At 73.3% G+C, this 13536-nt stretch carries 11 protein-coding genes; 7 read left to right on the top strand and 4 right to left on the bottom strand.

Annotated elements, in window-relative coordinates:
* Positions 1–124: 124 nt before the first annotated feature.
* From dnaG to ACFPL3_RS10795, 3 genes are all read left to right on the top strand, one after another.
* Positions 125–1987 (top strand): DNA primase, encoded by a 1863-nt coding sequence (dnaG, locus tag ACFPL3_RS10805; protein ID WP_343944735.1) that lies wholly within the window; start codon positions 125–127, stop codon positions 1985–1987.
* A gap of 218 nt (positions 1988–2205) precedes the next feature.
* Positions 2206–2724, top strand: a complete 519-nt coding sequence (locus tag ACFPL3_RS10800) for a hypothetical protein (protein ID WP_343944736.1) — start codon at positions 2206–2208, stop codon at positions 2722–2724.
* Entirely contained in the window at positions 2721–3485 is a 765-nt protein-coding gene (locus tag ACFPL3_RS10795; protein ID WP_343944737.1) for a trans-aconitate 2-methyltransferase, read from the top strand. Before ACFPL3_RS10800 ends, ACFPL3_RS10795 begins: the two co-directional genes overlap by 4 nt.
* 665 nt (positions 3486–4150) lie before the next feature.
* Here the strand turns inward: ACFPL3_RS10795 and ACFPL3_RS10790 are convergent.
* The gene (locus ACFPL3_RS10790; protein WP_343944738.1) at positions 4151–4525 is read right to left on the bottom strand and encodes a hypothetical protein; all 375 of its coding nucleotides are present in this window, start codon (positions 4523–4525) and stop codon (positions 4151–4153) included.
* Positions 4526–4595: 70 nt separating this feature from the next.
* Here ACFPL3_RS10790 and ACFPL3_RS10785 point away from each other — a divergent pair, with 70 nt between their 5' ends.
* Positions 4596–5135: a helix-turn-helix domain-containing protein gene (locus ACFPL3_RS10785; protein ID WP_343944739.1), complete on the top strand. Its 540-nt coding sequence runs from the start codon at positions 4596–4598 to the stop codon at positions 5133–5135.
* A 60-nt stretch (positions 5136–5195) separates the two neighbouring features.
* The gene (locus ACFPL3_RS10780) at positions 5196–6374 is read left to right on the top strand and encodes an RtcB family protein (RefSeq protein ID WP_343944740.1); all 1179 of its coding nucleotides are present in this window, start codon (positions 5196–5198) and stop codon (positions 6372–6374) included.
* A 9-nt stretch (positions 6375–6383) separates the two neighbouring features.
* Here ACFPL3_RS10780 and ACFPL3_RS10775 read toward each other — a convergent pair whose 3' ends face one another.
* A complete protein-coding gene (locus tag ACFPL3_RS10775; protein ID WP_343944741.1) occupies positions 6384–7958 on the bottom strand; it encodes a putative glycoside hydrolase in 1575 nt (524 codons plus the stop codon).
* 123 nt (positions 7959–8081) lie between these two features.
* On the opposite strand from ACFPL3_RS10775, the gene ACFPL3_RS10770 reads away from it, so the two are divergent.
* Positions 8082–9074 carry a polysaccharide deacetylase family protein gene (locus ACFPL3_RS10770; protein WP_343944742.1) on the top strand — a complete coding sequence of 331 codons (993 nt, stop codon included), beginning with the start codon at positions 8082–8084 and terminating at the stop codon, positions 9072–9074.
* Between the two features lie 10 nt (positions 9075–9084).
* Here ACFPL3_RS10770 and ACFPL3_RS10765 read toward each other — a convergent pair whose 3' ends face one another.
* Complete coding sequence (locus tag ACFPL3_RS10765; RefSeq protein ID WP_379588850.1) at positions 9085–10866, bottom strand: family 20 glycosylhydrolase; 1782 nt, start codon at positions 10864–10866, stop codon at positions 9085–9087.
* Positions 10867–11029: 163 nt separating this feature from the next.
* Between ACFPL3_RS10765 and ACFPL3_RS10760 the strand changes: the two genes are divergently transcribed.
* A complete protein-coding gene (locus ACFPL3_RS10760) occupies positions 11030–12061 on the top strand; it encodes a tartrate dehydrogenase (protein WP_343944744.1) in 1032 nt (343 codons plus the stop codon).
* A 104-nt stretch (positions 12062–12165) separates the two neighbouring features.
* On the opposite strand, the gene ACFPL3_RS10755 is transcribed toward ACFPL3_RS10760, so the two are convergent.
* Complete coding sequence (locus tag ACFPL3_RS10755; protein WP_343944745.1) at positions 12166–13533, bottom strand: FAD-binding oxidoreductase; 1368 nt, start codon at positions 13531–13533, stop codon at positions 12166–12168.
* Positions 13534–13536: the final 3 nt, after the last annotated feature.

Genomic DNA, 13536 nt, shown 5'->3' with positions numbered 1-13536 from the left:
GTGATCTCCAGGAGCTGATCGTTTTACCGCATACCGGTCCGTTGCGCCACCCTCACGCTGCGTCGTCCCCGCCGGAGGAGGCGAGTGTGCGGGGCCGTCGGGGGCCGCGCCTAGACTCCTCACCGTGGCGGGCCGGATCCGGGACAGCGACATCGCGGAGGTCCGCGACCGAGTCCGCATCGACGAGGTCGTCGGCGAGTACGTGGCCCTGCGCCGGGCCGGGGCGGGCTCGATGAAGGGGCTGTGCCCCTTCCACGACGAGAAGACACCATCGTTCAACGTCCGCCCGAGCCACGGCACGTTCCACTGCTTCGGCTGCGGTGAGGGCGGCGACGCCATCGCCTTCCTGATGCGGATGGACCACATCTCGTTCGTCGAGGCGGTCGAGCGGCTCGCCGAGCGGGTCGGCTACCGGCTCACGTACGAGGGCGGCGGCAGCTCGGTGCAGCGCGACCGCGGCACGCGCTCGCGGCTGCTGGAGGCCAACAAGCGGGCGGCCGAGTTCTACGCGGAGCAGCTGCGCACCCCCGAGGCCGCCGCGGCCGTGCAGTTCCTCACCAGCCGCGGATTCGACGTCGCGGCGGCGGAGCGGTTCGGCTGCGGCTACGCGCCGGCGGGCTGGGACAAGCTCACCCGCCACCTGCTCGCCGCCGGGTTCACCCTCGACGAGCTGATGAAGGCGGGCCTGTCCAAGGAGGGCAGGCGCGGGCCGATCGACCGCTTCCACCGGCGGCTGCTCTGGTCGATCAAGGACCTCGGCGGCGACGTCGTCGGGTTCGGCGCGCGGCGGCTGTTCGACGACGACGGCATCGACGCCAAGTACCTCAACACCACCGAGACCCCGGTCTACCGCAAGACCCACGTGCTGTTCGGGCTCGACCTCGCCAAGCGCGAGATCGCCAAGCGCCGCCAGGTGGTGGTGGTCGAGGGCTACACCGACGTGATGGCGATGCACCTGGCGGGCGTGCCCACCGCGGTGGCGTCCTGCGGCACGGCGTTCGGCTCCGAGCACATCTCGGTGATCCGCCGCCTCATCGGCGACGACTCGTTCGACCTCGGCGAGGTGATCTACACCTTCGACGGCGACGCCGCCGGGCAGGCCGCGGCGCTCAAGGCGTTCGAGGGCGAGCAGAGCTTCGCGGCGCAGACGTTCGTGGCCGTGGCACCCGAGGGCCAGGACCCGTGCGAGCTGCGCCAGGCCCACGGCGACACCGCCGTGCGCGATCTGGTGGCGCGCCGCGAGCCGCTGTTCGAGTTCGCGATCCGCAGCATGCTGCGCGACCACGACCTCGACACCGCGGAGGGCCGGGTGGCCGCGCTGCAGCGCACGGTGCCGCTGGTGGCGCGGATCAAGCGCGAGGACCTGCGCGACGAGTACGCGCGCCGGCTCGCGGGCTGGACGAGCTGGGACGACATCGCGATGGTCGTGCGGCGGGTGCGGGAGGCGGCCGGGGCGCCGCCCGAACCCGTGCGCGGGCGCAACGGGCGCCGGGAGCCCCCGTCGCCGCCGCCCAAGGACGACCCCCGGCTGCACCTGCAGCGCGAGGCGCTCAAGGCGGCGCTGCAGGTGCCCGCCGTCGCGGGGCCCAGCTACGACGAGCTGCCCGAGCAGGTGTTCGTCCACCCCGTGTTCGCCGCCGTGCACCGCGCCGTACAGGCTGCGGGCGGGGTCTGCAGCGGCCGGGAGGGCCACGCCTGGCTGGAGGCGGTGCTCGCGGAGTGCTCCCAGGAGGCCCGCCCGCTGGTCACCGAGCTGGCCGTGGAGCCGCTGGAGCTGCCCAAGCGCAACACCGACGAGGCCCGCTACGTCGGCAGCGTCATCGCCGGGGTGCGGCTCGCGCTGGTGGAGGCGCAGGTGGCCGACCTCAAGGCCCGGCTGCAGCGCACCAACCCGGTGGAGGAACCCGAGGCCTACCACCAGCTCTTCGGCGACCTGGTGCCGCTGGAGCAGTACCGCATCGCGCTTCGGGAGCAGGCGGCGCGATGAGCGAGCTTGCGAGCGAATCATTGTCACAGCGCCCGCGCGAAGCGCCGGCCGAGCGCAGCGAGGTCGAGCGATGAGCGAGCTTGCGAGCGAATCATTGTCACAGCGCCCGCGCGAAGCGCCGGCCGAGCGCAGCGAGGTCGAGCGATGAGCGAGCTTGCGAGCGGATCGATGTCACAGCGCCCGCGCGAAGCGCCGGCCGAGCGCAGCGAGGCCGAGCGATGAAGCTCCTGCGCAAGCTGCTGCGCCGTGAGGAGGTGCCCGCCGACGTCGCGGGCCGGCTGGGGGCCGAGGAGCGCGTGCTCGCCGTGGCCGCCCTGGGCGACGAGCGGCACGTGGTCGTCACGTCCTACGGGCTCTGGCTGCCAGGCGACGAGGGTGCCCGGCTGCTGAGCTGGCACCTGATCAGCAAGGCCGCCTGGCGCGGCAGCGTGCTCACCGTGGTCGAGGCGGAGGAGACCGAGACCGTCGGCGGGGCGGTGCTGCTGGCCGACCTGCCGGCGCGGCGGCTGCGGCTCACCGAGCCCGGCCGCGTCCCGGAGACGGTGCACGCCCGCGTGGAGGGGTCGATCCGCAGCCGTCACCACCGCGACCTGCCCGGTGGCGGGGCGTGGTTCGTGCAGCGCAAGGTGCCCGGCCGCGACGGCATCGTGCTGCAGGTCCGCCCCGACCCGGGCACCGATCTGGCCGTGGTGCGCCAGGTCGTCGCCGACGTCGAACGCACGTTGGGCCACCTGTGACCGCCACCTCCTGGGACCCGGCGCTCTACCTCGACTTCGACGACCACCGCTCCCGCCCGTTCCTCGACCTCCTCGCGCGGGTGGGGGCATCAGCGCCGCGCCGGGTCGTCGACCTGGGCTGCGGGCCCGGCCACCTCACCGAGCTGCTCGCCGCCCGCTGGCCCGGCGCCGAGGTCACGGCCCTGGACTCCTCGCCGGAGATGGTGGCGGCGGCGCGGGAGCGGGGGATCGCCGCCGAGCTGGCCGACGTCGTCGACTGGACACCGGCCCCCGGCACCGACGTCGTGGTCACCAACGCCGTGCTGCAGTGGGTGCCGTCGCACCCGCAGCTGCTGCCCCGCTGGCTGGAGGCGCTCGCGGCGGGTGCGTGGTTCGCGATGCAGGTGCCGGGCAACCTCGGCGCCCCGTCCCACGTGCTGATCCGGGAGCTCGCCGCCGAACCGCGGTGGCAGGGCCGCGTGGACCTGCGCGACGAGCTGGCCGTGCCCGAACCCGCCGCCTACGCGGAGCTGTTCGCCGCCCATGCGGAGCACGTCGACGTGTGGGAGACCACCTACCTGCAGCGCCTCACCGGCGAGGACCCGGTGCTGCAGTGGATCAGCGCCACCGCGCTGCGCCCGGTGCGCCACGCGCTGGGCCCGGCCGACTACGAGGCATTCCGCGCCGAGCTCGCCCCGCGGCTGCGGGCGGCGTACCCGATGCGGCCCGACGGGAGCACCTGGTTCCCCTTCCGCCGCATTTTCGCGGTGGCCCGCACCTGAGTGCCCTCCCGGCAGCCGGAGGCGGTGAAGATCCGCAGTTCCGGTTGTGTGGGTTGCTGCCGCCGCAGCAGTGGACACCCGATACCGGCGATCGTGAACGCTCGGCGGCCGGGGCCTGCCCGGTGGGCGCGCGGCGCCACCGGAGGCATGTCCTGCGAGCATGATCGGCCCCATCTGCTCGGACCGTCGGGTTCCGCGGAACGCAGGCCATGATCAGCGACTCTGCCGATCATGAGCGGCGTGGACGGAAGTCGATCACCAACGAGCGGTGCGCCGGTCACGGAAGCGACGCGAAACGCCACCACCGCGGGTCGAGCGGCCGCCCCCAGGGGGGCACCCCGGAACCGGCGTGCCCCGCGCCGGGGACGGGTGCCAGGGCAACCACGGGATGCGGTAGTGGTGCCCACCCAGCCACCCGCCGACCGAGGGGATCAACACGAGAACGGCGGTCTCGCCCGTGAGGCCCTCGAGGCAAGGGGAGGCCGCAACCTACCGGCCGGGAACGGCGCGCCCACCGCAGCCCGTCCACCCGGGTCGGCAGGTTCTGCGGAACGCAGCAGGCACCGCGCACAGCGAGTCGGGTCCGCACACATGCCGGGCGGTGTGTGCCGTCCCGACCCGGTGTGTGCGGTGGCCCCGCCCACTGGCCGGCAGGGTTCCGCGTTCTAGGCGATCCGGGCGCCGAGCTCGGCGGTGACGCGGTCGACGTCCGGGGTGCTGATCAGCAGCTCGTGGTAGCCCAGCTGCTCGCGGAACCGGTCGTCGACCACGATCCGCAGCGCCGGGACCCAGCGCCGGACGCTCACGAAGCGGTTCGTCGGGGAGCCGATGCCCCAGCGGCCCAGCTTGAGCACGCCGGTGATCACGAGCCCGGCGCGCCCGATGCCGGTGGCGGAGGCCCGGGTGGGCCGGTCCACCCGTTCGACCCGGCGGATCTCGGCGCGGGGCACCACGATCCGCGATCTCCCGCCGCAGAAGAGCTTCTCGAAGGCCGAGAGCTGCACCGTCACGGTGTTCTCGTCGACGTGGACCGTCCCCATCGTGCGTCCTCCCCGCTACAGTGTTCTCACTCCTTGTATTAATACCAGATTTGGAAATGGAGGTCGAGGCGTGGCCGACGAGACGTCGCTCGCCGACCTGCTGCACCAACCGGTGCGGTGGCGGGTGGTGCAGGCCCTGATCGGGCGCTCCCTCACCACCGCCGAGCTCGCCGAACTGCTGCCGGACACGCCCACCACCACGCTGTACCGGCACATCGGTGTGCTGGTGAAGGCCGGGGTCCTGGTGGTCGTGGGGGAGCGGCGGGTGCGGGGCGCCGTGGAGCGGACCTACGCGCTGAACACCGCGGCCGCCGACGCCGACAACGCCACCGCCGGCGACGACGCCGCGGGCCGCGAGCGGCTGCGCACGATGTTCACCGTCTACCTCGCGGGGCTCGCCCGCGACTTCGACCGCTATCTCGCCCGGGACGAGGTGGACCCGCACCGGGACGGCGTCGGCATGCGGCAGGCCGCGCTGTGGCTGTCCGACGACGAGCTGGCGCAATTCCTGGCGCGGCTGGGGGAGGCGCTCCAGCCGTTCCTGGCGCACGAACCCGGCAACGGGCGCACCCGGCGGATCCTCTCGACGATCCTCGTGCCCGACCCCTGACGCGTCGCGGATGCCGGAAACCGCGGGTGCCGCGGGCGCGCGGCTGGTAGACCATTCGGCGTGGAGAAGATCGCGAAGGGCCTGCTGAGCTGGGCGTCGATCCTGGAGGACGCCACGCGCGAGCAGGCCCTGCAGACCGCCCGCATGCCCTTCGTCCGGCCCCACGTCGCGCTGATGCCCGATGCGCACCTCGGCATGGGCTCCACCGTCGGCAGCGTGATCCCCACCGTGCGTGCGGTGATGCCGGCGAGCGTCGGCGTCGACATCGGCTGCGGCATGGCGGCCGTGCGCACCCAGCTCACGAAGGACGACGTCGCCGCGATCGGCCGGCTCTCCGCGCTGCGCGAGTCGATCGAGGCGGCGGTGCCCGTGTCGATGGGCGGCTACAACAAGCGCCTCACCGACTCGGCGGCGGCCCGCGTGGCCGAGCTGGAGGCGCTCGCCGAGCAGGCGGAGTTCGACCCGGACTCGTACGCGCGGAACTGGCGGCTGCAGCTGGGCACGCTCGGGTCGGGCAACCACTTCATCGAGCTGTGCCTGGACGAGGCCGACCGGCTGTGGGTGTTCCTGCACTCGGGGTCGCGCGGGGTCGGCAACAAGATCGCGCAGTACCACGTCCGCACCGCGCAGCAGCTGTGCGAGCGGTGGTGGGTCGACCTGCCGCACCGCGACCTCGCCTACCTGCCGGAGGGCACCGACGAGTTCTGGCACTACATCAGGGAGCTGCGGTGGGCGCAGCGGTTCGCGCTGGAGAACCGCGCCGAGATGCTCGACCGGATCGTCGGCTGCGTCGCGCGGTGGGCGGACCGGGACGTCGAGCGGGCCGAGGACGTCCAGTGCCACCACAACTACACCGAGCAGGAGCGCCACGCAGGCCACGACGTCTGGCTCACCCGCAAGGGCGCGATCGACGCCTCACCGGGGCGCCGGGGCCTCATCCCGGGCTCGATGGGCACCCGCTCGTACGTGGTGACGGGGCTGGGCAACCCGTCCTCGTTCAACTCGGCGCCGCACGGGGCCGGGCGCAACTTCTCCCGCCGCGCCGCACGGGAGAAGTTCACGGTGGAGCAGCTCGCCGAGGCGATGGCCGGGATCGAGTGGCGGGCGTCGAACGCGTCGGCGTTCCTGGACGAGATCCCGGACGCCTACAAGTCCATCGACGTCGTGATGGAGGACGCGAAGGACCTCGTCACGGTGGACCACACGCTGCGGCAGATCCTGAACGTCAAGGGTGACTGACGGGCGGGGTCACTGCGAGGCGGGCCGCAGCGCGTCGGCCTGCGCGTAGCGGCAGTTGGGGTCCCAGAGGATGAACGAGCGGATGCCGATGGACTCGCCGGCGTCGATCTGCGCGCGCACCTCGGTCGCCCCGTAGTGCACCCGGAGGCTGAACGCCTGCAGCCAGGGGATCACCGTGGAGCCGGTGCCCTCCGTGAGCTTCTGGAAGTCGGCGAGCGACCGGGCCGTGATGTCGAACGGCGACGACTCCGGGTCGGCCACGTTGTACTCGCCGCGCCCCCAGTGCGACGGGTACACCATCGGGGCGACGTAGTCGGCGTACTTCGCGATCAGGGTGATGTCCTGCGCGATCTGCGTCGGCCGCGTCGCCGCGATCCCGAAGACGGACGCCCCGAGCAGTGCTCCGTGCTTGCGGACCACCGGCCGGGTCTCCGCGAGGAAGTCGGCGATCGACTGCTCGGGCGTCGTCGTGAGGCCCTCGAAATGCATTCCGGTGATGGCGCCGTCCGGGCGGCGCACGTAGTCGTAGAGGATTTCGTCGAACCCGAGCCCGGCGGCTTCCTCGGCGAGCGCCACGTTGTAGGCGCGGACCTCGGGATTGGCGAAGTTCGTGAACGAGTACGAGCCGTACCCGCTCGTGTAGGGGGTGCCGTTGGCATTCTGCACGAGCCAGTCGCGGTGCCCGTCCTCCCAGGCGGCCTGCCCGAGCAACGGGTCGCGGAACGCCACGATCCGGCCGACGACGCGCAGGCCGGCCGCGTGCAGCTGGTCGACCACGGCGCGCGCGTCGTAGTAGCCCTTGCTCGCGCCGATCTCGTTCGCGAGCGGCACCTGCGAGGCGTAGCCCACCTCGCCGCTCTCGTCCTTGATGTCGAGCTGGATGGTGTCGATGGCGCCTTCCTTCGCCAGCTGCAGGACCGGCTCGCGCAGCGACGGCGCACTCCAGGCCTGCGCCGTCATGTGCACTGCGCGCATGCCGGGGTGCTGCACCGGGATCGGCACCATCTGGGCCGTGGTGTTGCCCGCCTCGTCGCGCGCGAGGAGGTCGATGTCGGCGGCGCCCGCGGCCTCCGTCAGGACGAACGTGCCGTCGTCCTCGAGCTCGTAGGGCGCACCGTTGACGAGGAGCTCCTCGGCACCCTCCACCCGGCCCCTGACCTCGGTGGACGCCTCGAGCGCCGTGGGGGCCACCGGGTCGACGACGATCGCGGGCGCGGTGGCGTCCACGGTGAAGTCGATCCCGGTGCCCGAGCCGGGCAGCGGCATGGCCGCGTCGGGGGAGTTCACGACGAGGGAGTGCTCGCCCTCGGGGAGCGCCGACGCGTCGAGCACGAAGCGCGCGCCGTCGCGGCGCACGGGGGCCGGGGCGCCGTCGAGGAGGACCTCGACCTCGCCGGGGTCCGTGAGCGCGGTGATCTGGACGTCCCGCAGTGCGGCCGGCGCGTAGGACCCGCCGTCGGCCACGCCGGTCACGGTGACGTCCGGTTGCAGCCACGCAGCGACCAGGACCAGCATGCCGGCGACGATCAGCGCGATCGCGCCCGGCACGAGGAACCGGTGAGGGGTGGACACCGGGCCGTCCATCGGAACTCCTTCGGCAAGGTGGAAGGTGATCACTGTTTCAGTACCCGGACCGCCCGTGTACAGGAACAACACCATGGTGTGATCGAGCAATAATCCGGGTGGTGCCGCGGGTAGCGTCGCGGCATGCCTCGGTTGCGCATCGTCGCGGCGTCGGTCGCCGTGCTTCTGGCTGCCGGCTGCGGAACGGATTCCGACAGCCCCGATCCCCATTCCGCGCAGCCGCCACCCGCGCCCGCCCCGGTCGATCCCGCGCAGGTGCAGGCCAACGAGCTGGGGCGCATTCCGGTGCTGATGTACCACCGGATCGTGCCCACCACCGAATCGGTGTACGACCGCACGCCCCAGGATTTCCGGGCCGAGCTGGAACGCCTCGCGCGCGAGGACTACGTGCCGATCACCACGGCCGAGCTCGCCGCCGGGCGCATCGACATCCCGGCGGGCAAGCACCCCGTGGTGCTGACGTTCGACGACGGCGACCCCACCACGATCACGCTCGGCCCCGACGGCGCCCCGGCCCCCGGCTCGGCCGTGGGTATCCTGCTCGACGTGGCCGGGGCGAATCCCGGGTTCCGCCCGGTCGCGAGCATGTACGTCAACGCCGATCCGTTCGGCGGCGGTCAGGCCGGCGCCGCGGCGCTGCGCTGGCTGCACGACAACGGCTTCGAGATCGGCAACCACACCTTCGGCCACACCAACCTGCGCACCGCGTCGGCGGAGAAGGCGCGCCAGGACATCGCGCGCGGCGACCGTGCGATTCGGGAGGCGGTGCCCGGTTACGAGCCCCGCACGCTCGCGCTGCCGTTCGGGGCGCGCCCGCGCGACCCGCAGCTCGCGGCGCGCGGCGAGGGCTACGACTACTCCGGCGTGCTCCTCGTGGGCGCGAACCCGGCGCCGTCGCCGTTCACGGAGGACTTCGCCGCGCAGGCCATCCCGCGGATCCGCTCGCAGGGCCCCGACGGGAGCGAGGCCGAGTTCGGCTCCACGGTGTGGCTGGACAAGATGGCGGCGAACCCGGGCAGCCGCTACACCTCCGACGGCAACCCGGCGGTGATCTCCTTCCCCACGGGCAAGGAGGGCCCGGCCGCGCCGTACGCGGCCGCCGCGGCGCCGTACTGACGGGCGCGGCCTAGCCGGCAGCGCGTTGCGCGAGGGCGGCGCGCAGCGGGGCGAACCGCGCGATGCTGTCGTCGAGCCCACCGGGGCGGGAGCTCAGCAGCCAGCACGCCCGCTGCTCCACCAGCAGCCCGTCCAGGCTCGCCAGCAGGTCGGCGGCCGAGGTGGGTTCCAGCTCGGCCACGCCGCCCGCGGCGAGCAGCGCCACCGCGAAGCAGGCGAGCGCGACGGCCTGGCGGGTCTGGCGCACCGCGACGTCCCCGTCGGCTGCGGCGGGCCGGGCGTGCGCGAGGGCGTCGGCGGCCGCCGACAGCACGCGTTCGGCCTCGGCCAGCCGGTCCGGCGCGACGGCGGGCACCCTCCCCTCCCCGGACAACGCGGCGGCGATCGCCGAGCTGTTCAGGATCGGCGCGTCGAGCAGAGCGGCCACCGACCCGGCCGCGGTGAGCGCGGCCCCGAGGCCCGGGCCGTCGAACACCACGCGGTCGAGCACCGCGGCGAGGTCCGTGTCGCGGTTGGTGTCCGCGCACCAGCTCACCGCGGCCCCGTACAGCAGCCCGGGATAGGTCACGGGCGGCGGCTCGAGATGGCCGTGGTCGCCCCACGACGTCACGACGTACCCGCCGGCGCCGTGCTCACGGCCGACGTCGGCGGCGTCGAGCAGGTTCTCCATCGCGTTGTCGAGCCGGCCGACGATCGAGTTCCACGCCCCGGTGCCCGGCGCCACCCAGAACGGCCGCCCGGCCGCCGTGAGCGCCTCGGCCCGCTTCCGGAAGCCCCCCGCGAGCGCGTCCATGTCGAAGCCGTCGGCCGCCCACCGCGCGCGCTGCTCCGGGGTGGCGCGGTCCAGGGCGGCACGGGCGTGCTGCGGGCCGTCGTACTGCCACACCACCGGGACGAGGCCTTCGGTCGGCAGCAACTCGGCGACCTCGGGGTGGTCGGCCAGCACGTCGGCCCAGAACAGCACCTCGTAGCCGTCGTCGAGCAGCGGGCAGGCGACCCGCAGCACGTGGTCGAGGTAGACCCGGCCGAGCCCGCGCTGCGCCGCCTCGGCGGCGCTACGACCCTTGCCCAGCTCCCACGGCTCGTCGGCGCCGATGTTCACCCGCCGGGCCCGCACGGTGGCGGCGAGCTCACGCACCAGCCCGAGCGCGAACGCCGCGTTCTCCGGCGTCGGCTGCAGCGTGCTCGGCGGACGGTGCCTGCCGTGGATCGTGAACCCCTCCGGCTTCTCCGCCCGGTCCCGGTAGCCCTCGTGGGCCAGCCAGCGCTCCATGTGGCCGAGCGTGTTCTGGTTCGCGACGAGGGTGATCCCGCGCCCGGCGCACAGGGCGTCCAGCCAGCGCATGTCGTCGGCCGTCAGCGGGCTCGCCGCCGCCCACACCGGGGCGTGGTCGGCGAAGGCGAAGGTGTGCTCGGTGTAGAGCTCCAGCTGGTTCATCCGGGCGGCGGCGAGGATGTCCACGTAGCGGCGCAGCGTGCGGCGGGTGGGCACCCGGTCGCGGCTGATGTCGAGCATGAAGCCGCGCACGGGGAAGTCGGGCCAGTCGCGCACCCGCAGCGCCTGCCGGGCCAGCTCGCGGTCGGCGAGCACCTGGTCGAGGGTCTGGCGCGCGTAGCGCAGGCCGGCGTCGTCGCGGTGGCCGATGCGGGTGCCCGTCGCGTCGCGCGTGATCGAGTAGCCCTGTTCGGGCAGCTCAGGGTCGTGGTGCACCTCGACGGGGGCGTCCGGCGGGGGACCGGGCTCCGCGAGCACGTCGAACGAGCGGGGAACGGGGAAGACGGGCGACGGCACGTGGATCATGGTGACGGCGGCGGGCACCGCGTGCCAGTCGGCGGGCGGTGCCCGTGATGGGATTCGGTACGTGAGCGAGCTTGCGAGCGAACCAATCGACACAGCAACCGCCGCGAACGCGGCCGACGAGCGTCAGCGAGGAGGCGGCGAGAGCAGAATCGCCGTGATCCCCGGGGACGGGATCGGAACCGAGGTCGTCGAGTCCGCCCGCACCGTGCTCGACGCCGCCTGCGCCCGGCGCGGCGTCACGCTCGAGTACACGGAGTTCGACTGGTCCTGCGAGCGCTACGACCGCGAGGGCGCGATGATGCCGGCCGACGGCATCGACACGCTGCGCGGCTTCGACGCCATCCTGCTCGGGGCGGTCGGGTGGCCCGGGGTGCCCGACCACGTGTCGCTGTGGGGCCTGCTCATCCCGATCCGCCGCGCGTTCCGCCAGTACGTGAACCTGCGCCCGATCCGGGTGTTCGAGGGCGTGCAGAGCCCGCTGCGGCTGGCCGACGACGTCGACTTCGTGGTGGTGCGCGAGAACAACGAGGGCGAGTACTCCGAGGTCGGTGGCCGAGTGAACCGGGGCCTCCCGGACGAGCTCGCCGTCCAGGAGTCGATCTTCACGCGGGCCGGGGTGACCCGGATCGCCGACTACGCGTTCGAGCTCGCCGCGTCGCGTCGCGGCCACGTCACGTCCGCCACCAAGTCCAACGGGATCGTGCACACCCTCCCGTTCTGGGACGAGGTGGTGGCCGAGCGCGCGGCCCGCCACCCCGGCGTGCAGTTCGACAGCGAGCACATCGACGCCCTCGCGGCCAAGTTCGTGCTCCAGCCGCAGCGCTTCGACGTGGTGGTCGGCTCCAACCTGTTCGGCGACATCCTCTCCGACCTCGCCGCCGCCGTCGCCGGCTCGATCGGCATCGCCCCCTCGGCCAACCTGAACCCGGAGAAGGAGTTCCCGTCGATGTTCGAGCCCGTGCACGGCTCGGCACCCGACATCGCTGGCCAGGGCATCGCCAACCCCGTCGGCGCCGTGTGGTCGGCCGCCCTGATGCTGCAGCACCTGGGCCACGGGGACGCGGCCGCGGACGTCCTGCGGGCGATGGAGACGACGCTCGCGAAGCCGGAGACCCGCACCCGCGACCTGGGTGGGACGGCCACGACGGCGGAGGTCACGCAGGCGCTGGTGGTGGCGCTGGGCTGAGGCCTCCCGCCGAGGGGCCGCGGGAGTTCAGGAAAGCCACATTCAGGGCCGCTAAGGCCCTGAATGTGGCTTTCCTGCCCTTCGGCGGCCTCCGTTCCTCAACCTCAGGCGAGCACCTTGCCCGGGTTCAGGATCCCCTGCGGGTCGAAGGTCTCCTTGATCTTGCGGTGCAGGCCCAGGCTCAGGTCGCCCAGCTCCGTGGCGAGCCACTCGCGCTTGAGCACGCCCACGCCGTGCTCCCCGGTGATCGTGCCGCCGAGGGCGAGGCCGAGCTGCATGATCGCGTCGAAGGCGCGCTGGGCGCGTTCGACGGCGGCGGGGTCGCCGCGGTCGAAGATCACCGTGGGGTGCATGTTGCCGTCGCCGACGTGCCCGGGGCAGGACACGACGACGTCGTGCTCGCGGGCGATGGCGGTGATGCCGTCGAGCAGGTCCACGAGGCGGGCGCGGGGCACGGCGACGTCGTCGATGAGCGTGGATCCCAGCTTCTCCACCGCGAAGTGGACGATCCGGCGGGCCTGCATGAGCATCTCGGACTCGGTGGCGTCGGAGGCTACGGCGACGTCGAGGGCGCCCAGTTCGGTGCAGATCGCGCCCATCGCCTCGACGTCCGCGGCGGCCCGGGGCCCGCGGTCGGACTGGGTGAGCAGCAGCGCGCCGACGCCGGTGGGCAGGCCCATGTCGCGGTAGTCCTGGATGGCGCGGACCGTGACGCCGTCGAGGAACTCGCACAGCGACGGCTGCAGCCCGGCCGCCATGATCCGGGTGACGGCGGACAGGGCGTCGGAGGCGGAGGCGAACGCCGCGGCCATCGTGAGGGCGGTCTCGGGGGCGGGACGCAGGGCGAGGACCGCCTTCGTGATCACGCCGAGCGTGCCCTCGGAGCCGACGAGCAGCTTGGTGAGGTCGTAGCCGGCCACGCCCTTCGCGGTGCGCCGCCCGGTGCGCAGCAGCTCACCGGTGGCGGTGACGACCTCGAGCCCGCGCACGAAGTCGGCGGTGACGCCGTACTTCACGCAGCACAGCCCGCCCGCGTTGGTGGCGAGGTTGCCGCCGATCGTCGAGAGCTCCCACGAGGACGGGTCGGGCGGGTAGTACAGGCCCTGCTCGAGCACCGCGCGCGAGAGCACCGCGTTGAGGACGCCGGGTTCGACGACGGCCACCTGGTCGACGGGGTCGATCTCCAGGATGCGGTCCATCCGGGTCAGGGAGAGCACGATGCCGCCGTCGACGGCGTTGGCGGCGCCGGACAGGCCCGAGCGCGCGCCCTGGGGCACCACCGGCACCCGGTGGGCCGACGCCACCCGCAGCACGTGCTGCACCTGCCCGGTCTCCGTGGGGCGCACGACCGCGAGCGGGGTGCCCGCCGCGCAGAAGCTGGCCTCGTCGAAGCGGTAGGCCTCGGTGCTGGCGGGGTCGGTGATCAGCGCGTCGGCCGGGAGTCCGGCGGCGAGCTCCTCCAGGACGGTCATGGT

This window comes from Pseudonocardia zijingensis (assembly GCF_042657305.1).
Classification (GTDB): domain Bacteria; phylum Actinomycetota; class Actinomycetes; order Mycobacteriales; family Pseudonocardiaceae; genus Pseudonocardia; species Pseudonocardia zijingensis.
Note: the sequence above shows the minus strand (reverse complement) of the source record. Positions and strands in the feature narration are given on the sequence as shown.

Coding starts and splice junctions, on each gene's coding strand:
- ACFPL3_RS10755 (WP_343944745.1), bottom strand. CDS start 13,533: ATGACCGTCCTGGAGGAGCTCGCCGCCGGACTCCCGGCCGACGCGCTG.
- ACFPL3_RS10775 (WP_343944741.1), bottom strand. CDS start 7,958: ATGGACGGCCCGGTGTCCACCCCTCACCGGTTCCTCGTGCCGGGCGCG.
- ACFPL3_RS10790 (WP_343944738.1), bottom strand. CDS start 4,525: ATGGGGACGGTCCACGTCGACGAGAACACCGTGACGGTGCAGCTCTCG.
- ACFPL3_RS10800 (WP_343944736.1), top strand. CDS start 2,206: ATGAAGCTCCTGCGCAAGCTGCTGCGCCGTGAGGAGGTGCCCGCCGAC.
- ACFPL3_RS10770 (WP_343944742.1), top strand. CDS start 8,082: ATGCCTCGGTTGCGCATCGTCGCGGCGTCGGTCGCCGTGCTTCTGGCT.